Annotated in this window: 17 protein-coding genes; 8 read left to right on the plus strand and 9 right to left on the minus strand. The window is 58.4% G+C overall.

Annotated features, from left to right (window positions below; all coding sequences use genetic code 11):
• Positions 1 to 46 precede the first annotated feature (46 nt).
• The 6 genes from map to dapE all read left to right on the plus strand — a co-directional run bounded on the left by map (position 47) and on the right by dapE (position 7,848).
• On the plus strand, positions 47 to 817 hold the full coding sequence (gene map / locus MD273_RS17560) for a type I methionyl aminopeptidase (protein ID WP_239039093.1): 771 nt from the start codon (positions 47 to 49) through the stop codon (positions 815 to 817).
• Entirely contained in the window at positions 818 to 3,463 is a 2,646-nt protein-coding gene (locus MD273_RS17565; protein WP_239039094.1) for a [protein-PII] uridylyltransferase, read from the plus strand. It begins immediately after the preceding gene.
• Positions 3,460 to 4,659: a succinyldiaminopimelate transaminase gene (gene dapC / locus MD273_RS17570; protein ID WP_239039095.1), complete on the plus strand. Its 1,200-nt coding sequence runs from the start codon at positions 3,460 to 3,462 to the stop codon at positions 4,657 to 4,659. The genes MD273_RS17565 and dapC overlap by 4 nt, the downstream gene beginning before the upstream one ends.
• 175 nt (positions 4,660 to 4,834) lie before the next feature.
• Positions 4,835 to 5,179 carry an ArsC family reductase gene (locus tag MD273_RS17575; RefSeq protein ID WP_239039096.1) on the plus strand — a complete coding sequence of 115 codons (345 nt, stop codon included), beginning with the start codon at positions 4,835 to 4,837 and terminating at the stop codon, positions 5,177 to 5,179.
• A 270-nt stretch (positions 5,180 to 5,449) separates the two neighbouring features.
• Complete coding sequence (dapD, locus tag MD273_RS17580) at positions 5,450 to 6,478, plus strand: 2,3,4,5-tetrahydropyridine-2,6-dicarboxylate N-succinyltransferase (protein WP_239039097.1); 1,029 nt, start codon at positions 5,450 to 5,452, stop codon at positions 6,476 to 6,478.
• A 239-nt stretch (positions 6,479 to 6,717) separates the two neighbouring features.
• Positions 6,718 to 7,848: a succinyl-diaminopimelate desuccinylase gene (dapE, locus tag MD273_RS17585; protein ID WP_239039098.1), complete on the plus strand. Its 1,131-nt coding sequence runs from the start codon at positions 6,718 to 6,720 to the stop codon at positions 7,846 to 7,848.
• A gap of 227 nt (positions 7,849 to 8,075) precedes the next feature.
• On the opposite strand, the gene MD273_RS17590 is transcribed toward dapE, so the two are convergent.
• Positions 8,076 to 8,294 (minus strand): SlyX family protein, encoded by a 219-nt coding sequence (locus MD273_RS17590; protein WP_239039099.1) that lies wholly within the window; start codon positions 8,292 to 8,294, stop codon positions 8,076 to 8,078.
• Positions 8,295 to 8,455: 161 nt separating this feature from the next.
• Here MD273_RS17590 and MD273_RS19105 point away from each other — a divergent pair, with 161 nt between their 5' ends.
• On the plus strand, positions 8,456 to 8,983 hold the full coding sequence (locus MD273_RS19105; RefSeq protein ID WP_285229179.1) for a cold-shock protein: 528 nt from the start codon (positions 8,456 to 8,458) through the stop codon (positions 8,981 to 8,983).
• A 48-nt stretch (positions 8,984 to 9,031) separates the two neighbouring features.
• On the opposite strand, the gene MD273_RS17600 is transcribed toward MD273_RS19105, so the two are convergent.
• Genes MD273_RS17600 through MD273_RS17610 form a run of 3 tightly spaced genes read right to left on the minus strand, consistent with a single transcriptional unit; the run spans position 9,032 to position 11,303 of the window.
• Entirely contained in the window at positions 9,032 to 9,406 is a 375-nt protein-coding gene (locus MD273_RS17600) for a hypothetical protein (protein WP_239039100.1), read from the minus strand.
• The gene (locus MD273_RS17605; RefSeq protein ID WP_239039101.1) at positions 9,378 to 10,802 is read right to left on the minus strand and encodes a Clp protease N-terminal domain-containing protein; all 1,425 of its coding nucleotides are present in this window, start codon (positions 10,800 to 10,802) and stop codon (positions 9,378 to 9,380) included. Before MD273_RS17605 ends, MD273_RS17600 begins: the two co-directional genes overlap by 29 nt.
• A gap of 60 nt (positions 10,803 to 10,862) precedes the next feature.
• Complete coding sequence (locus tag MD273_RS17610) at positions 10,863 to 11,303, minus strand: VOC family protein (protein WP_239039102.1); 441 nt, start codon at positions 11,301 to 11,303, stop codon at positions 10,863 to 10,865.
• Between the two features lie 65 nt (positions 11,304 to 11,368).
• Between MD273_RS17610 and MD273_RS17615 the strand changes: the two genes are divergently transcribed.
• On the plus strand, positions 11,369 to 12,265 hold the full coding sequence (locus tag MD273_RS17615; protein ID WP_239039103.1) for a DUF1853 family protein: 897 nt from the start codon (positions 11,369 to 11,371) through the stop codon (positions 12,263 to 12,265).
• A gap of 9 nt (positions 12,266 to 12,274) precedes the next feature.
• Here MD273_RS17615 and MD273_RS17620 read toward each other — a convergent pair whose 3' ends face one another.
• From MD273_RS17620 to MD273_RS17640, 5 genes are all read right to left on the minus strand, one after another.
• Positions 12,275 to 12,853: an ATPase gene (locus MD273_RS17620; RefSeq protein ID WP_239039104.1), complete on the minus strand. Its 579-nt coding sequence runs from the start codon at positions 12,851 to 12,853 to the stop codon at positions 12,275 to 12,277.
• Positions 12,837 to 13,250 carry a TA system antitoxin ParD family protein gene (locus MD273_RS17625; RefSeq protein ID WP_239039105.1) on the minus strand — a complete coding sequence of 138 codons (414 nt, stop codon included), beginning with the start codon at positions 13,248 to 13,250 and terminating at the stop codon, positions 12,837 to 12,839. Before MD273_RS17625 ends, MD273_RS17620 begins: the two co-directional genes overlap by 17 nt.
• Positions 13,251 to 13,505: 255 nt before the next feature.
• Positions 13,506 to 14,579 (minus strand): hypothetical protein, encoded by a 1,074-nt coding sequence (locus MD273_RS17630; protein WP_239039106.1) that lies wholly within the window; start codon positions 14,577 to 14,579, stop codon positions 13,506 to 13,508.
• Positions 14,576 to 17,947 (minus strand): toxin VasX, encoded by a 3,372-nt coding sequence (locus tag MD273_RS17635; RefSeq protein ID WP_239039107.1) that lies wholly within the window; start codon positions 17,945 to 17,947, stop codon positions 14,576 to 14,578. The genes MD273_RS17630 and MD273_RS17635 overlap by 4 nt, the downstream gene beginning before the upstream one ends.
• A partial coding sequence (locus MD273_RS17640) for a bacteriophage T4 gp5 trimerization domain-containing protein (protein WP_502846074.1) occupies positions 17,944 to 18,613 on the minus strand: 670 nt, incomplete at its 5' end. The genes MD273_RS17635 and MD273_RS17640, both read right to left, overlap by 4 nt.

An 18,613-nucleotide genomic window follows, 5' to 3' on the forward strand; every position in this document is an offset into this window, starting at 1 on the left:
CCGCGCCCTTAAAATGCGGGTTTGATCCAAATCAACAGGAAGCCCGATGCAGGTATCGATAAAGACCCCGGAAGAAATCGAGAAAATGCGCGTAGCCGGTCGTCTGGCGGCCGAAGTTCTGGAAATGATCGACGAGCACGTCAAGCCCGGCGTTTCCACCGAGGAGCTCGATCGCATTTGCCACGACTATATTGTGAACGTTCAGAAGGCCATTCCCGCACCCCTCAATTATAAGGGGTTTCCGAAGTCTATCTGCACCTCGGTCAACCATGTGATCTGTCACGGCATTCCTTCCGAAAAGAAAGTCCTGAAGGACGGCGACATCCTCAACATCGATGTTACCGTCATCAAGGACGAATACCATGGCGACACCAGCAAGATGTGGATCGTCGGCAAGCCCAAGCCCGGCACCGAGCGCCTGATACGCATTACCCAGGAGTGCCTGTATAAAGGTATAGAGCTGGTAAAACCCGGGGCCCGGCTCGGCGACATCGGGCACGTGATCCAGCGTCACGCAGAGAAGCACCATTATTCTGTGGTCCGGGATTACTGCGGTCATGGTATCGGCAAGGTCTTCCACGAGGAGCCTCAGGTGATGCACTACGGCAAGCCCGGCACCGGACTCGAGCTGAAAGAAGGCATGACCTTCACCATCGAGCCGATGATCAACCAGGGCAAGTACCTGACCAAGCTGCTGCCCGACGGCTGGACCGTGGTCACCAAGGACCACAAGCTGTCCGCCCAGTGGGAACACACCATCCTTGTGACCGCCGATGGCCACGAGATTCTGACCAAACGATCGGAAGAGTCCTTCTAAGTGGACCAAAACGACCTGGAACACCGCATCAGCAATGACCCTTCTCCGGTTTCCGCGGCGAGGGAACTATTAAAGGAACGGTACACCGCTGATGCCAAGGCGTTTCGGCAGGGCGCGGATGTCCGGGCCCTGGTGCATTCCAGGTCGGATACGGTCGATACGGTCCTCCGGCTGATCTGGAACCGTTACCCCTTCGCCAGCTCAGAGGACATCGCGCTCATTGCCGTTGGCGGCTACGGGCGCGGCGAGCTCCATCCTCATTCAGACATCGACCTGCTGATCCTGACCCGGGACGGCATCCGGGAGGAATGGCAGGACGATCTCGGCGCCTTTGTAACCCTGCTCTGGGACCTGAAGCTGGACATCGGCCACAGCGTGCGCAGCATCGAGGAATGCAAGGCCGCCGCCCGGGAGGATGTCACCATCCTCACCAACCTGCTGGAGACCCGCACCATTGCCGGCCCGGACGGCCTACGGCAGTACCTGAGCGAACAGGTCTACTCGGATGATGTCAGTACCGACCGCGACTACTTCATTGCCAAGCGCGAGGAACAGCAGGAACGCCACAAGAAATACGGTGATACCGAATACAACCTTGAACCCAATGTAAAGGGCTCACCCGGCGCGCTGCGCGACATCCAGACCATTGGTTGGATCACCAAGCGTCACTTTGGCCTGCAGAACATCGCTGACCTGACCCGTTTCAGCATCCTGACCGAGGAGGAGCACCAGATCCTGTACCAGGGCGAGACCCTGCTCTGGCAGCTCCGCTACGGCCTGCAGCTTTTGGCGGACCGGAACGAGAACCGGCTGCTGTTCGATCACCAGCGCGCCCTGGCCGAGATGCTCGGTTTCCGGGACGAAGGCAAGCGTCTGGGCGTGGAACTGATGATGCAGTCCTACTACCGTACCGTTCTGGCCCTGGCCGAGCTCACCGACGTGATCCTGCAGTACTACGACGAGGCCATTCTCGGGGCTGGCGACGAAGATGACATCCAGCCGCTGAACAAGCGCTTCCAGATCCGCAACCGGTACATCGAAGCGGTCAACAACCAGGTCTTCGCCTACGCACCCTACGCCATCCTCGAGATCTTCGTGCTCATGGCCCAGCATCCCGATATCAAGGGCATCCGGGCGACGACCATCCGCTCCCTGCGGGCACACCGGCACCTGATCGACGATGCCTTCCGCTCGGATCTGGCAGTGACCACCCTGTTCATGGAATTGCTGCGGACACCCCACAATCTGGACCAGACCCTGGGCGCGATGAAGAAGTACAACGTGCTGGGGCGTTACCTTCCCGAGTTCGGCCAGATCATCGGGCAGATGCAGCACGACCTGTTTCATATCTACACCGTCGACGCCCACACCATGCGGGTCATCCGTAACATGGTGCGACTGAACGGGGCCGAAGCCCGTTCGGAATACCCCCTGGCATCGCGGCTGATTCACCACCTGCCGAAGCTAGAAACCCTCTACATCGCCGGCCTCTACCACGACATAGCCAAGGGCCGGGGCGGTGACCATTCCGAACTGGGCGCCGAGGATGCAGCGGCGTTCTGCCAACGGCACCACCTGAGCGAGCGGGATACCCAGTTGGTGTCCTGGTTGGTGGAGAACCACCTGTTAATGTCCATGACGGCACAGCGCAAGGACATTTCCGACCCGGAGATCATCCATGCTTTCGCCAAGGCGGTGCCCAGCCAGGCGCACCTGGACTACCTGTACATAATGACGGTGTGCGACATCAGCGCCACCAACCCGAAACTGTGGAATACCTGGCGGGCCTCCCTGCTCAGGCAGCTGTATATCGAAGCCAAGCGGGCCCTGCGCCGCGGCACGGAAACGCCAGTGGACCGCCAGGAGTGGGTGCGGGCCACCCAGTCCGAAGCCCGGGAAATCCTGCACGCCCAGAACATGACGGACGAGCAGATCGACAGTGTCTGGGACACGGTGGATGAGGACTATTTCCTGCAGGACTCCACGGTGGATATCGCCTGGCAGACCGCCGCCATCATTCGCCACGGCGACAACCCCGACCCGCTGATCCTGATCCGGGACACCCGGGGCGGCCCCACCGAGGGGTATTCCCAGATCATCATCTACATGAAAGACCGGGTGGCGCTGTTCGCGGCCACCACGGCGGTGCTGGAGCAACTGAACCTCAACATCGTGGATGCCCGCATCAGCTCCGGCGAGGGGCCGTTCTCGATCAGCTCCTATGTGGTCCTGGATGAACAGGGCAAGCCTTTGGGCGTGGATCCGGCCCGTAAGGAACGGGTCCGCAAACGCCTGATCGAGGAACTGGACGACCCCGAGGACTATCCGGAGATCATCCACCGCCGGACTCCGCGGCAACTGAAGCACTTTGCCTTCCCCACCGAGGTGACCTTTTCCAATGATACGGTCAACCAGCGTACGGTGATGGAAGTGATCACCCCGGACCGTCCGGGCCTGTTGGCGCGCATTGGCCAGGTACTGCTGGAACACCGGGTCCGCCTCACAAACGCCAAGATTGCTACCCTGGGCGAGCGCGTAGAGGACGTGTTCTTTGTAACCGACGAACACGGCGGCCCGCTGAGCGATCCCTCGAAATGCCAGGCCCTTCAGGATGCCCTCTGTAAAATGCTGGACGATATTCAATGAACCAGAATCTTGACCGATTGCACCCCTACCCCTTTGAAAAACTGGCCAAACTCAAGGCCGGCATCCGTGTGCCCGAGCACCTGACGCCCATTTCCCTGGGGATTGGTGAGCCCAAGCATCCTTCGCCCGAATTCGTGAAACAGGTCATCGCGGACAACCTGGACAAGCTGGCGAATTACCCGACCACCAAGGGCACGGATGAACTGAGACACGCCATTGCCGACTGGGCCACCCGGCGCTTCAGGCTTTCCGTGGGCTCGCTCGACCCGGCGGCCAACGTGGTGCCGGTGAACGGCACCCGTGAAGCAATCTTTGCGCTGGTCCAGGCTGTCATTGACACCCGCAAGCCGGCCAAGGTGGTCAGCCCCAACCCGTTCTATCAGATTTACGAAGGCGCAGCCTTTCTCGCCGGCGCAGACCCCGTCTACCTGCCCTGCGATGCAGATAACGGGTTCATTCCCGATTTTGACGCAGTACCGGAGAGCGTTTGGGAAGACTGCCAGCTGCTGTTCCTGTGCTCCCCCGGCAACCCCAGCGGTGCCGTTATCCCGCGGGACACCCTGGCCAGGGTGATCGAGCTTGCCGACCGGCACGATTTCATCATCGCCTCGGATGAGTGTTACTCCGAGCTGTATCCGGACGAAAGCAATCCTCCCGAGGGCCTGCTGCAGACCTGTGCCGCACTGGGCCGGGATGACTTCAAACGCTGCATCGTATTCCACAGCCTGTCCAAACGCAGCAACCTCCCGGGCCTGCGGTCCGGTTTCGTCGCCGGAGATGCGGACGTGCTCAGCGGCTACCTCAAATACCGCACCTATCACGGCTGCGCCATGCCCATCCACAACCAGCTGGCCAGCATCGCCGCCTGGAAAGACGAAGACCACGTGCGCGAGAACCGCGCCGCCTATCGGGCCAAGTTCGAGGCCGTAGTGCCCATCCTGCGGGAAGTGATGAATGTCGACTTCCCCGACGCCGGCTTCTACCTCTGGCCGGAAACCCCGATGGACGACGAGACCTTCGCCCGCGAACTCTCCGCCCGGCAGAACGTACACGTCCTGCCCGGCCGCTACCTCTCCCGCACCGTGGATGGCCATAATCCCGGTGAAAACCGGGTACGCATGGCGCTCGTCGCGCCGCTGGATGAGTGTGTTGAGGCGGCCCGGCGGATTGTGGAGTTTGTTAAGGCGAGTGGCTGAGCTGGGGGCGAAGGTGAAGTTGGGGTCAGATGAACGAGTTCATCAGACCCCTGAGGTTAAGGCTTGGGGGCGAGGTGAAGATGGGGTCAGATGAACAAGTTCATCAGACCCCTGGGGCACCGGGGTCTGAAGAACGCTTTCTTCTGACCCCATTTTCAAGTTTAAGGCACTAAAGATGAAACTCTACGGCATCAAAAACTGCGACACCGTCAAGAAAGCCCGCAAGTGGCTTGACGACCAGGGCATCTCCTACGAGTTCCACGACTTCAAGAAAGATGGCCTGAGCGGCGAAAAGCTCAACGAATGGGAACAGGCCATCGGCTGGGAAACCCTGCTCAACCGTCGCGGCACCACCTGGCGCAAACTTCCCGACGAGGTTCGTGATACCATTAGCGCCCAATCCGCCCACGACATCATGCTCGAGAACCCGTCCATTATTAAGCGGCCGGTAGTGGAGCATGACGGCGATGTGTTTGTGGGGTTCAAGGCTGACGACTGGGCCGCGAAAGGGATTGGCTAGATTTGATGAGGGCGGGGTCTGATGAAAGTGTTCTGCAGACCCCGTTTTCAGGGCAGACTCGGGAGTTTTGGTGAAGGTAAAGTTGGGGTCAGAAGAAAGCTTTCTTCTGACCCCGTTTTCAGGCCCACTCCCTGGATAGGATTTTAAGAGAGGGGTCAGATGAACGCTTTCATCTGACCCCAATTTCAGATTTCAAAGTTCAACTCAGGGGTCAGAAGAAGGCGTTCTTCAGACCCCATGATCAAATTGAAAAACAGGAGCAACCACCAGATGAGTTTTGCATTCGGCATCGGCATCGGCACCCAGAACAATCAGGGCGAGTGGCTGGAGGTTTACTACCAGCAGCCGATCATGACCCCCGACAAGGCGCTGATCGATGTGGTTGAGAGCGCGCTCGATTATCAGGGCGGAAACCAGGCCATCGAGGCGACCGCGGAGCAACTGCACCAGTTCGCCAACGCCTTGCGCCAGGTCGGCCAGACTGATCAGGCCACCCTCGCCGAGAAAGCAGCGCAGAGCAAGCGGCCAGTAGTGGTCACGGTTCTGGCCAGCGACGACACCGCCTCCAGCACGCCCGAGGTGTACCTCAAGCTGCACCTGATCTCCCACCGCCTGGCCAAGCCTCATGGCGTAAAGCTGGACGGCATTTTCGGCCTGTTGCCAAACCTGGCCTGGACCAACGAGGGCGCCATCGACCTGAATGAACTGGCCGATCGTCAGCTGCAGGCTCGTATTGAAGGCCGCACCCTGGAAGTGAAGTCCGTCGACAAGTTCCCGCAGATGACCGACTACGTGGTACCGAAAGGCGTCCGGATTGCCGACACCGCCCGCGTACGCCTCGGCGCCTATGTGGGCGAAGGCACCACCGTGATGCACGAGGGCTTCATCAACTTCAACGCCGGCACCGAAGGCACCTCCATGATCGAAGGCCGGATCTCCGCCGGCGTGATGATCGGCAAGGGTTCCGACCTCGGCGGCGGATGCTCAACCATGGGCACCCTCTCCGGCGGCGGTAACATCATCATCTCTGTAGGCGAAAACTGCCTGCTCGGCGCCAACGCCGGCATCGGTATTCCGCTCGGCGATCGCTGCACCGTGGAAGCCGGCCTGTACATCACCTCCGGCACCAAGGTCGCCCTGCTGGACGACAACAACAAGCTGGTGGAAGTGGTCAAAGCCCGCGACCTGGCCAGCAAGCCGGACCTTCTGTTCCGCCGAAACAGCCAGACTGGCGCGGTTGAGTGCAAGACCAACAAGACCGCCATCGAGCTGAACGAAGAGCTGCACGCGAACAACTGATACCGCGAAGAATGCCGCCAAGCAGGGGTCAGAAGAAGGCTTTCTTCAGACCCCGGAGTTGGACCGCATCTCAGGGGTCTGATGAACTTGTTCATCTGACCCCAGGTTAAGTTGAAAATGGGGTCAGAAGAAGGTTTTCTTCAGACCCCGGAGTTGAACCACACCCCAGGGGTCTGATGAACCTGTTCATCTGACCCCAACCTGGAACCTGCCCCATTCAAACCAGACAAGGCCAAGCAATGAGCACATCTCCAACCCTGGAACTCGCCATGGACCTGATTCGCCGGCAATCGGTTACTCCGGATGACGCCGGGTGCCAGGAGCTTATGATGTCCCGGCTGGCCCCGCTGGGATTTGATGGAGAAAACCTGCGCTTTGGCGATACCGACAACCTCTGGGCTCGCAAAGGCTCGGAAGGTCCCGTTCTGGCCTTTGCCGGTCACACGGACGTCGTCCCGACCGGTCCGGAGAAGAACTGGGCGCACCCGCCGTTTGAGCCGGTCATCCAGGAAGGCTACCTCTATGGCCGTGGTGCTGCGGACATGAAAGGCAGCCTGGCAGCGTTCATCACTGCCTGCGAGCGGTTCGTGAAGGCACACCCTGACCACCGCGGCTCCATCGCCCTGCTTATCACCAGCGATGAAGAGGGCCCGGCGAAAGACGGCACGGTGAAAGTGGTGGAAACGCTGGAAGCCCGCAAGGAGAAGATCGATTGGTGCCTGATCGGTGAGCCCTCCAGTACCCACGAAGTCGGCGACGTGATCAAGAACGGCCGCCGAGGTTCGCTCCACGGCTACCTGACCGTGCATGGCATCCAGGGCCACGTCGCCTACCCGCACCTGGCAGAGAACCCCGTGCATTCAGTTGCCCCGGCTCTGGATGCCCTGGCGAACGAATTCTGGGACAACGGCAACGACTTCTTTCCGCCCACCACCTTCCAGATCACCAGGATTGAGGCGGGAACCGGCAGCAACATCATTCCCGGCGAATGCCTCGTGCACTTCAACTTCCGCTATTGCACAGAAAACACCGCGGAGAGCCTGGAAGAGCGCGTGGTCGCCATCCTCGACCGGCACAAGCTGAAATACGACCTTCAATGGCACCTCAGCGGCCGTCCCTTCCTGACCGACCGGGGCGCACTGGTGTCCGCCAGCCAGGATGCCATCCGCACCGTGACCGGCCGCGAAACCGAACTCTCCACCTCCGGTGGCACCTCCGACGGCCGCTTCATTGCACCCACCGGTGCCCAGGTTGTGGAACTCGGCCCCATCAACGCGACCATCCACAAGGTGGATGAGTGTGTGAAGGCGGAAGACCTGGATACCCTGTCTGAAATCTATGAGCAGATTCTGGTGGAATTGCTGGCTTAGGGGCGAAAGACGGGGTCAGATCTGGCTCCGAGATTGGCGCTAAGATGGGGTCAGATGAATACTTTCATCTGACCCCGGTTTTCAGATCTGACTTCGGAGTTCGCGCTAAGATGGGGTCAGATGAATGCTTTCATCTGACCCCGTTTTCAAGCCTGACTCCGTGATTGGCGCCAAGTCGGGGTCAGAAGAACGCTTTCTTCTGACCCCGGTTTCAAATCCACCCCCATTCAGTAATGCGGAGGTGGAGTCTCCTCATCCTCCCGTCTGATATTCGAAGGCGACACATCCTTCAGCTGCTTGTGCAACAATCGCTTCGCCTCCCACAGCTCACGGAGATCCATTTCCTGCTTGGCTACCTGTTCACTCAGGGTGTTGATCACCTCGTCCTGAAAGGCGATCCGCATTTCCAGTTCGTCGAGTCGGGCTTCGAGGTCTTTCTGTGTCATCGGTTTGGTCAGCGCTCGGGATAATCTGGTAATATGCCGCTTTTCTCCGCCAGCCTCCCCTTATTTTCGGGATCTGGCGGTTTTCACCGGCCGGATGCGTGAGTTTACCTGATATCCGGTTCTTTATCGTTAGCGTTACAAAAATGGAGAAGTTACCTTCAATGCGTAATCCAGCCAAAGCGATCCTTGTCGCTGTTCTGATCGCGATTCCCGCACCATTGATCCTGGCCTTTATACTGACTGCCACCCCTGAGCCACTCCGCCTGATTGCTGCCGGCGAAGTGATCGAAGCTCTCGGAAGCACCCGGGGTATTGCCGCCTACATCATCACTCTGGTTCTGTTTGGTATCGCTGGCTTTCTGGCCGTCGCGCTCTCTGCCAAGCAGCAGGCAGCACAGAACAACGCCCGCCGCGCCCCTTCCCGTCCCCAGCGTAATGACGACGAAGATGAGGGCGATTACGACGACAGCACTCCGGAAGGCGACGAAGAAGGCACCGTGAAGTGGTTCAACGTCAAGAAAGGGTTCGGATTTATTGTCCGGGACAGCGGCGATGAGGTGTTCGTGCATTTCCGCGCTATCCGCGGTCGCGGCCGCCGTGTTCTGCGTCAGGGCCAGCTGGTTCGCTTCAACGTGGTTGAAGCCGACAAGGGTCTTCAGGCCGACAACGTGTCCATCCTGAGCGACTGAAGACCAGTCCCCCTTCAACGAAAAAGGCAGCCTTTCCGGCTGCCTTTTTCAATTCCAGACCACCTTGTGCTCACCGCGCCTGTCCAGGCGCCACCACTTTTCATCTTCCACCGGCTCGCCCTCCTTCCAGTCGCCGGGGCTGCAACGGATCTCCGTGTCCATGGCCCTCCAGGCACTCCGGGCGCAGTCGAGGTCACTGCCCCAGGGCAGCGCCTCCCCTTCAAGCACCAGGGAGGTGAAGCGCTTGCCGAAAGCTCCGGGGTAAAGCGTAATGCGCAGTGACGCTCCCTCGTAGGAAGCCTTGCCCTTGATGACCGACGTCACATCGGTGTCATCGAGGGCGAGGTTGTCAACGTTGGCCTCAAGCCACTGCGACACCTGATTCGGTTCCAGGTCACGAATGTAGATTTCCAGATCCTGCACTCACGGAATCTCCATGCTGTTGATCACAATGCAGCACATAGTGAACCGGCCCGGGACGCGCTGCAACCCACTGTTCAAGTTCATGGCGCATATCCTCTTCGGAGAGTCGGTGCAGGGTGCCGTCTGCCTTACGCTCGCGCCAGATTACTTCGGCGGCCGCCTGCTGGAGTTCGAGCTCACGCAGGGACTGCTCCAGCTCTTCAACCGACTCCTGTCGGGCCATCGCGACCAGCCCCTGACGCCTTAGCGTGTCTGCCTGTCCGGCCAACGCGGCCGCCTCCGCCGGGCCCCTCCTCGCAAACAGACTCAACCTCGCCGCGGCACGTCCGACCCACTCGAGCATACCACCGGGGGTAGTCACACAGCGGCTTCGGCCGGACGCCACGTAATCAATCACCGCATTCGGGAGATGAATGTTCCACTGTTTTTCGATGACCGCCTGGTGGGCAGTCAGGATGGCTCGTCGCTGGGTCTCACTGGGCGACGGCAGATCGAAGACATCGAGGCAGCGCCCGAGCCTACGTTCCGTAGCCTCAACCGCCGTGGCGTCATCCGGGCCTTCGGGACCCAGCAGCAACACGGGTCCGGACCAGCCGGCAAGCAGCTCCGACGCCACGCGCCCCGGTGTATCCATCAATGCCAGAAGATCCACCGGAGATACATTATCGAGCACCAGCAATGGCCAGCTCGCGGCACAATCCTTCTCACCATTCCCGGTTTCGGCTGCCGGCACGACAGGAAGATCGCTCGCCATCAGTTCGGCTTCCTGTCGCAGATCGATTTCGACGTAGTCGTGTTCCAGTAGGGGTAACAGGTATTGCAGCCAGCAGGATTTACCGGCTCCGCGGGGGCCACGTATCCAGACCAGGGCCCCGGAACAGGCCATCACGGTAACGGCAACATCGTCCGCCAACTCAATCCACTCGGGATCGGTTATGGCAAGGGGGACCCGCCTTTCGATTTCGATGTCCCGGGAAGGCTTGCTCTCCGCCAGCTCCGGCCAATTAGGCACCTGTTCCAGAAGTGAGACATAGGCCTTGCCCTCGAGCCGGTCCGCGTGACGTGCCAGCGTGCCCAGCAGATGGGGCCAGCTGAGCCAGGTCCGGGCGCAGACTTCCCGGGCGCTCGCCAGCCAGTATATCAACTGGGAGGACAGCAGCCCTTCCCCGCCAACCTCGGTCACAATGGGCTGTTCACATTGGATCGTGCGAGTGAGCTCGTCGAGATCAACACCGCAGCCACGAAGATACCGTGTGATCGAAGGGTCGGTGTCCAGCAGCGCGAGCAGGAAATCTTCGGCGGTGATGGCGGCGCCGCCGCGGCCGCTAACGTTGTCCCTGGCCCGCAACAGCGCGGCCTGACACTGGGGATCAAGGCATCCTTGCCAGTCTTCCATGCAACTTCTCCCTGTTGTGTTCGCATCATCCTGATGCGGGTCAATTGTGATACCGGCCACTCACCAGGTGCCGGTGTTCTCCATGCTGGCCCAGGGTTCCTTCGGGGGCAGTGCCTCGCCTTTCTGGAGCAGTTCGATGGAGATGTTGTCCGGAGTCCGGATAAACGCCATGTAGCCATCCCGGGGCGGGCGATTGATGGTCACGCCGTTGGCCTGGAGCTTCTCGCACAGGGCGTAGATATCATCCACACGGTAGGCCAGGTGACCAAAGTTGCGGCCTCCGGTGTATTCCTCCGGATCCCAGTTGTAGGTCAGTTCGATCATCGGTGCCCGGTCTTCCCGGGCACGGGCCTCATCTTCCGGGGCGGCCAGGAACACCAGGGTGAACCGGCCTTTCTCGCTGCTCTTTCGATTGATCTCGACCATGCCGAGCAGGTCACAGAAAAAATGCAGAGTCTTGTCCAGGTCGCTCACCCGGATCATGGTATGGAGGTATTGCATACGCACTCCTTGTCCAGTCGTAGTCGTCTTACCGCTTTGAACACAGTTTACGGTATCCTTGGCCAATGGACGAAATCACCACCGGCGATATTCCCTATACCCTGCACACGCCCGCCGTCAGGCATCTGGCATGGCTGTGTCACACTCCCCAACTGCTGAGATCACCACTCTCGTTTGAGCCCACTCGCTACCTGCCCCCCAATCATCTGGAAACCCTCAGGGCGTGGGATCGTGATCTGCAATCCGCACCGGCATTGCTCCGGGAACCACCCCAACGGCGACTGGGGTTCTATTTCGAACGACTGTACCAGGTCCTGCTGGAGGAACTGCTTGGCTGGAAAATCCTACTGAAAAACCAGCAAATACAGTCCAACGGGCGCACCATCGGTGAGTTGGATTTTGTGGTGCATAACCGAACCGAAGACCGGGTCGAACACCACGAGATCGCGGTAAAATATTACCTCGGGGTCGCAACGGTTGGTCATCCAACGCTCTGGTATGGCCCGAATGCCCGTGATCGCCTCGATCTCAAATCGGACAACCTGATCCGGCACCAGAGCCGCAGGACCCTCCACCCGGAAACACAGGCCCTGCTGGAGAAACACGACATCGCCAGCCCCCTGACCGCGCGCATCTTCATGCCGGGCTATCTCTTCTATCCCTCTGAGGCGTCAATATCGGCCCCGGACTACGTGCCGGCCAACCACCTGAGAGGTCGCTGGCTATACCTCTCGAGGGCCAGGGCCGGCGACACCTCGCACTGGGTACCGCTCCATAAGCCCCACTGGATCGGCCCCTGGCTCCAGGACGAGCCACCCCTCCCTGAGACCACCCACGAAGCGTTTGAACGAATCGAACACCACGCCACCCCCGTACTTTTTGCCGTGCTTGAGAGCGACGCAAACACCGGCACCTGGCGGGAAACCGACCGAATCTTTGTGGTACCCGAAAACTGGCCGTAGCTCTGGACCTCAGGAGTCGATCAGGCTCCTGGCCCAGGGTGGCAGCTCATCTTTAAAGACCCGCCATTCCCCGTTTTCCCAGGCTGCCACGCGCACGAACGGCCGATCGAGGCTGGAGTTGTCCACCAGATGCAGCTCATCCGCAAGGCCAACGCATTGGCGCAGATTGTCCAGGGTTCGGGGAATCCGTCTCTCTATCTTTGTCTCCGGCACGTTGTGGCCGCCGGTTTGCACTCGGGAGGCGACACGCGCCTTGTTGAGAGTCACCTGGTCCAGGTGGAAATAGAACAGGCGGATGCGAAAGCCCGCGGCCTTGGCGGTGCCGACGAAATCCACCTTGGACGGGTGGGAAAACACCGTTTCAAAACAGAAGCTCTGGCGCTCCTCCAGCAGCCGGAACCGCTCTTTTTCGGCAATCAGCGCCGCTTCGTAACTGTGCTTCTCCGGATAATCCGGCCATAGGGTACGGGCGATCCTGTCGGCATTGACGAACGGGATATTGCGACGGGCCAGAAACCGCTCGTAGAAGGTGGATTTACCGGCCCCGTTGCCCCCCACCAGCAGCCATAGTTCAGGCGGCGTCGTCACGGTCACTCAGTGCTTCAAAGCGTCCATTTCGGAACTGGCCAACTTCCCGGGTACCGTCCGGGCGAATGGCTTCCAGGTAGCCCGGCTTTTCTGTAGAAGCCTGGTAAACCGTGCGACCGCGGGCAATAGATCGGCCAAGCTCACCGCTCTCCCGCGCCTCATCGACCTCGGCCCAGAGTTCATCGCTGTTTACCGATTCCGCAACAACGGGCTCCACGGACACCTTCCGGATGCCCTGCAAAATGGCAATCAGATCCTCCGCACTCACCTCCCCGGCAACTGCGCGACCAATCTCGGCCCAGTATTCAATCTGTTTCGGCGTGGAACGCCGATGAACCTGCCCCTCCGCAGCAGCATGGCGAACCAGGTTGTCATCAAGGCGAACGGCGGTGGTCATGGTCGACTCCCGATTTGTGCATATATCAACCAGACTATCATGCTCGTTGCGTTTTGCAACAGGTGTTGCAGCTTGAAATTCAAGCACCGGTTGAATCCCTCCCGCGGTGTCTGATGCCCCCTCGGGGGTCAGAAGAAAGCATTCTTCTGACCCCATTTTCAGACCTGGCACCAAAAACCAGACCAAAGCTGCAAACGCCGGGGTCTGAAGAGAACCTTCTTCTGACCCCATCTTCACGCCATACCCCCAGCCCCATCAAATCGGCCACGCACCCTCCGGCCGCATTTCCCGGTACTCCTGCAAAGATATCTTGCCCAGTTGCGGCGTAAGCTTGCATACCCGGCTCCCCCAGGGGTAGCTGCGCAAACGATTCAACAGCGCCACCCCTGCCCCTTGCTTCCAGGCCTCAATATCCAGATCCCGCCAATAGCGTGGATCACGCCCCGTCTTCTCATCATGCTCGCGGGTTACCGGATCCAGGTGACGGAATGGTTCGAGGCGGGGCACATCCGGCAGGGGCTGGGTTACGTCCATATAGCGTTGAAGCATGTCCCAGAGAGCGAGGACTTCGCTCTTGTTCGCCTCGATGTTACTCAGGGACGTTTGATTGAACGTTTTTCCCGTGTAGCGGTGCACTAACATCAACCGGTAGAAGATGCCCCCCTGCTGCACTACCCGCTCTACGTAGGCATCGAACTCCACAAGCGGAGCCGCGAAGAAGCGTCCGCGTCCCAGAGCGAAGCGGACCTGGCCGGTAAGTCGGTTGAATTCGCTGCAACCATCTTCGAAGGTTTTATCGAGTTTCTTGTTGATGGATTTTTCAAAGGGCTTTAAGAAAAAACCTATCCCGGTACTCATCAGCCAGTTTGTGGTTACAGGTGTTACCCATATGGCGAAGGCATACCAACCCAACGCAAGCAACAGTAATCCGATGACTACGACCAAGCTGTGCAGAGACCTGTAAAGCCCAAATTCTCCGATCCCCCATATCAATAGCCCGGGCCCTCCAAACCACAACAGCATTATCCAGGTGAATGGCAAAATCAGGATCAGAAACTTCAATCCAAGCTTTCCATTCAAGAAGCCAATTCGTCGATGGTCCCACCACCAATCTTTGCTCTCAAACTCCGGATCTTGTTTTTCCTGTTCCTGAACAGCCTCGATATCCTGGATCGTTCGATGATAGGGGTTTACGTTCGCGTAGTAGCCCACTGGCTGAAGCTCTTCTCCAATCCGGAACCTCTGCTTCGGGCTTTCAGGCAGCGGTTCGATAAAGGCTCCTCTGTGTGCCGTGACGGCGAATTTCGACAACTCCCTTGCCTCGCTCATGCGTCTACCTCAGTGAAGTACCAATAGGGTGAATCTGGTTGTTCAAATGGATCGAATACTGCTCTCTCTTTAGGTGGAGGCGTGCTATGCAAGGCAATGTCAAAACTCTGATAGTCATCAAGGAGTGGCGTTGGAAAGACCAGCGGACCAACCTCCGTTTCAATTACGGCCTGAAGACCTACTCTCAGGCGCGTGAAAGTGGCTTCCTGGTATAAATAGCTGTCGAACTCTGCGTTCTGGATTTCTCTCTTTACCAAAAATCTAACGGCAGACTGCGCTGGCAACGACTGTCTCGCAACAACTTTTCTCAAAGGCCGAATCGCCCTTAGCTGCACATCCGATACATTCGCGCCCGAATGCGGGATGTACGTGGATGAACGCGTATAAGCGAGCTCCTGAACAACCAGTTTGAATGGCTCGGTTGGTAATCCTGCTTGCTCTCCCCGAAATAGTCTAAGTCGACTGTTCAACAGCATCTGCACAGTCACAACATAGTCATCCGGAGCTGGCTTGGAGTCGGCAGCAAACTCCGGATCAGATTGCACTTTCGAGTACTTCTCAACTGTAACCCGGATAGGAGAGAGCAATGAAATGAGCTGACCATAGAACTCCTTCTCGCTGGTTTCACCCAGGGTTCTATCCGGCGAAACACCCCAAGGCCCACGTTTCAACAATTGCTCCAAAGAATCGTCCGTAGCGCTTCCCGCGTATAAACTTCCTCCGACCACCATACCCATGCCCAAGACCGCCCATCCCCACCCTGGAACGAACAAAAGGGACGACATCAAGGGGGAAGCCAGAAAAACAAGACCGCCGGTCATAGCAATAGCGTGTCCTGCGGCCGCATCAAGATCTTTGTTCATGAGGCTCAGTCTCATCTCCCAAAAGCTCAGCCCCACAGCGGCTGCGCCGGAAAGAAAACTGGCCAACCCCACTGTCCGCACTAGTGTTTGGGCTCCCACTGTCTGCAGACGATTCCCGATGAGAATCCAGCTTTTCATGTCAAAAAGTGGACGAGTTGCAACCCTGTACAAGCGGGTGCCACCTTTTGTCGCCGAGCGGCGATCACCCAAAACCTGACTAAGCTTCAACGAGGCTGCCGTAACATCTATGAGCGCACTGGTAGCAAGTTTTACCGCCGATAATGACCAATTTCCGCTATGCGAACTTAGAGCTGAGTTCAGGTTTTTCGCTTCCAAGAATACATTGAAAGCTGCCAATGCGACCAAGCTGCGGGAGATAGCCGGTCCATCTACGATCTCTCCCAAACGCCTCGCGTAATCAATTTTGATGAGGCTAAGCTTTCGAACCTCGGGATGGTCTACCGGGGCAAAGAAGACGAGGGTATGGCCCGCAACCTTTTTAACAGCCTCCTCAAGTTGGCCAACGGCTCGCCTGGCGCTCGTCGAGGCAAATCCGGTACCTGAAGTATCGATTAAATCGGCATAGAGGTAATCTTTGGCGCGGGTAAGAACACCTTTTGTGCGATCAAAGTCCGTCAATCCCCGATTCAAGCCATTGCCTGACACCCCCAGAATGGTTCCACTCGAAACAGCCCCCGCCCTGTCCATCACTTCTATGCCTTTCAGATCCGGATCAGCCAGTACAAAGTTTGAGGAGGCAGCCTGCATAATGCGCTGAACCTCAATTTGCTGAATCGCATCCTCTTCAACCAAACGCTTGCATACTGCCAGAAGCGCCGAGCTCCATTCTTCCAGGGAGCGAGAGACTAATGCGCCCATCTTGCCGCCATCGGAAACGTTTTTAACCAGGTTGTTCTCACCCTTGCTCTGTTCATCGAGCTGCTTTTCCAGGTAGGCAAGAGACTGCAAATTCAGCCGGTCCAGAAGCATTTCGTCGATCTCGCGCTGATCGAGGGCAAGCTGTTGGAGTCGATCAAAGGCAGAAGTGATACCTGAATCTGTATCGACCTCTTCACCCCGCTCTGGCTGAGGTGCCCAGGCGTTCAGGAATTCATCTTTTAGCACCCAATCCTTCAGTCTGCGCAGAATGTCATGATCGACAACCATTCCATGAGCCTTCACGACTCCCGGTATCTGCTGCAAAACATTCAGTTGATCCGCCAGCAGCAGATAGGCTTCGCAGACCGCAACGTCGGAACAGACCTGGTAGTCACCAAGAACGGATCCGAAAACATTTTCCTCCAACAGTGACTCAAGTTTCTGTACATGAGCTTCGATAATGCGGAGCGCGTGTTGTTTTTCCGTTGTTTTCAGCGTTTCATCCAGCTTAGCCCTGTCTATAGCGCCGGCATATCGGGCCAGGGCACCGGGCTCTCCGCTCGGTAAAGGGTCAAAAACTGCCTGGCGAATGAGCATGGCAGAGTGCGCCACAGGGCTTTCCTGAATGGAGGCATCAATTGCATCCAGATAATGCAGAGCAAGATGTAGTTGGGCCAGGGAATGCCGCATCCGAAATAACGGGTCGGGGATAGCCAGGCCAACCAGACCTTTATTGGGCCGGATATCGGCCAGAAGATCCTCTCCCGACTCGCAGGTCAGGTCCATGAGTGCTGCAGTTTCGGAGCCAGCAGCTGCATTCACATTTTCCCTGAGCACTCGGTTCAGTCTGATACAGAGTTCAGCCTCACCAGGCCCCTCGAACCCCTCCTTGAAATCACTGGGATTCTCCAACATCAACTCAATGCCAAGATCCCTTGCCCGAAGCCCTTCTACCTGCTGAATCGGCGACGCGGGGTAGCCCCGGGCAAAGTTGATATCATCGACAAAGGCTGCGGGCCAGGCATGATCGATGTTGGTTGCCCTGGTCTTTAGAGCCTCCGAATCCTGCTCCAGCGTGCGGACATACCGCCAGTGCCACTGGATTTCACTGTAGGCGACCCGGATGTCCTGTATCACGGATTGCCCCTGCAACATCGCCGGAACCAGGATGTCGTGCTGCCATTCCCCCACAGCGGGCCGGGCACGAAAGCTCTCGTAGGGCTCCGCCTCCCATTCAGTGCGCGCCGATCCCACATCGACATCACTCATCCTGCCCCGAACGTTGATCTCGAGTTCCCGCCACAGGGTGTTGCCACGAAATACGTACAGGTAACCAGGCCTGAGCAGCGCTACGCTTCGTCCGGTATGGAAGGTCAGGCCCCCGGATTTGACGGGCAGATTGTTCTGGATTTCGGCCAGGGGTTTGACTCTCAGCAGGGTGTTTTCCTGATAGTCCTCCCTCTCAATGTTGGAATGGGCACGCTCCAGCAGCGGCAGGGTCAGATGGCCGCCGGCGCGGGTGGGGACTTTCAGAACCAGATTGCCTGGTTCGTTGTCATCATACTCGGCGCGCCGGCGCAGGGACTGGTCGAGGCTCTCATCGGTGAAATTCGCAAGATCGGTCATTCCTTTGACCCCTTATCCGAAATGGTTTCAACGGTTACTTCTTCCGGTGTCGATTGCCCACCTACGATGTCCACGATCAACATCCTTTGCGGCGTTTTATATCCTTCATGCGAGACGTTATCCGGGCCAGCCCATTGGCGCTGATCTACTACAGCAAGTTCCGGAGGACTTACCGTTTCCGCTGGAACACCGTCAAGCAGCCGGGGCAACTCGGGGAGGCTTGCAGACTGGCTGGAGCCCTTTCCAGGAGCGCCGCCGGAATTGATCCTTATTCCCGGCCCACTGAGCGTTACACCACTGGCGTCGAGCCTGATGAAACTTCCTCCGCCGGCGATGGTGAGTTCCGCTCCTGCATCCAGTACGACCTTGGCACCGGCCTTGTGGTGCACTTCGGTACGGGCTTCGGAGGCCATGGTCTGGCCGGTTTTCTGGTGGAAAGTGCCGGTTATGGTCTGGCTGCAGTCGGCCCCGACGGACACCCGTTTTTCTCCGCGGGTGGTGCAATGTTCGTTGCCTTTCACATGGCTGTAGTCCTGCCCCTCCACGGTTCGGTGACTGTCGTTGCGGATGACTTCGGTTCGGTTGTGCTCGGTGAGCAGGTCCAGGTCCTTCTGGGCATGGAGGTAGATCTGTTCCTGGTCGGCTTCGTCCTCAAAGCGCAGTTCG

The sequence above is a fragment of the Marinobacter sp. C7 genome, assembly GCF_022343555.1.
Classification (GTDB): domain Bacteria; phylum Pseudomonadota; class Gammaproteobacteria; order Pseudomonadales; family Oleiphilaceae; genus Marinobacter.

What these genes read in the sequence shown, in the direction of transcription:
- map (WP_239039093.1), top strand. Translation starts at nt 47, where the DNA reads ATGCAGGTATCGATAAAGACCCCGGAAGAAATCGAGAAAATGCGCGTA.
- dapC (WP_239039095.1), top strand. Translation starts at nt 3,460, where the DNA reads ATGAACCAGAATCTTGACCGATTGCACCCCTACCCCTTTGAAAAACTG.
- MD273_RS17575 (WP_239039096.1), top strand. Translation starts at nt 4,835, where the DNA reads ATGAAACTCTACGGCATCAAAAACTGCGACACCGTCAAGAAAGCCCGC.
- dapD (WP_239039097.1), top strand. Translation starts at nt 5,450, where the DNA reads ATGAGTTTTGCATTCGGCATCGGCATCGGCACCCAGAACAATCAGGGC.
- dapE (WP_239039098.1), top strand. Translation starts at nt 6,718, where the DNA reads ATGAGCACATCTCCAACCCTGGAACTCGCCATGGACCTGATTCGCCGG.
- MD273_RS17590 (WP_239039099.1), bottom strand. Translation starts at nt 8,294, where the DNA reads ATGACACAGAAAGACCTCGAAGCCCGACTCGACGAACTGGAAATGCGG.
- MD273_RS19105 (WP_285229179.1), top strand. Translation starts at nt 8,456, where the DNA reads ATGCGTAATCCAGCCAAAGCGATCCTTGTCGCTGTTCTGATCGCGATT.
- MD273_RS17605 (WP_239039101.1), bottom strand. Translation starts at nt 10,802, where the DNA reads ATGGAAGACTGGCAAGGATGCCTTGATCCCCAGTGTCAGGCCGCGCTG.
- MD273_RS17610 (WP_239039102.1), bottom strand. Translation starts at nt 11,303, where the DNA reads ATGCAATACCTCCATACCATGATCCGGGTGAGCGACCTGGACAAGACT.
- MD273_RS17615 (WP_239039103.1), top strand. Translation starts at nt 11,369, where the DNA reads ATGGACGAAATCACCACCGGCGATATTCCCTATACCCTGCACACGCCC.
- MD273_RS17625 (WP_239039105.1), bottom strand. Translation starts at nt 13,250, where the DNA reads ATGACCACCGCCGTTCGCCTTGATGACAACCTGGTTCGCCATGCTGCT.
- MD273_RS17630 (WP_239039106.1), bottom strand. Translation starts at nt 14,579, where the DNA reads ATGAGCGAGGCAAGGGAGTTGTCGAAATTCGCCGTCACGGCACACAGA.
- MD273_RS17635 (WP_239039107.1), bottom strand. Translation starts at nt 17,947, where the DNA reads ATGACCGATCTTGCGAATTTCACCGATGAGAGCCTCGACCAGTCCCTG.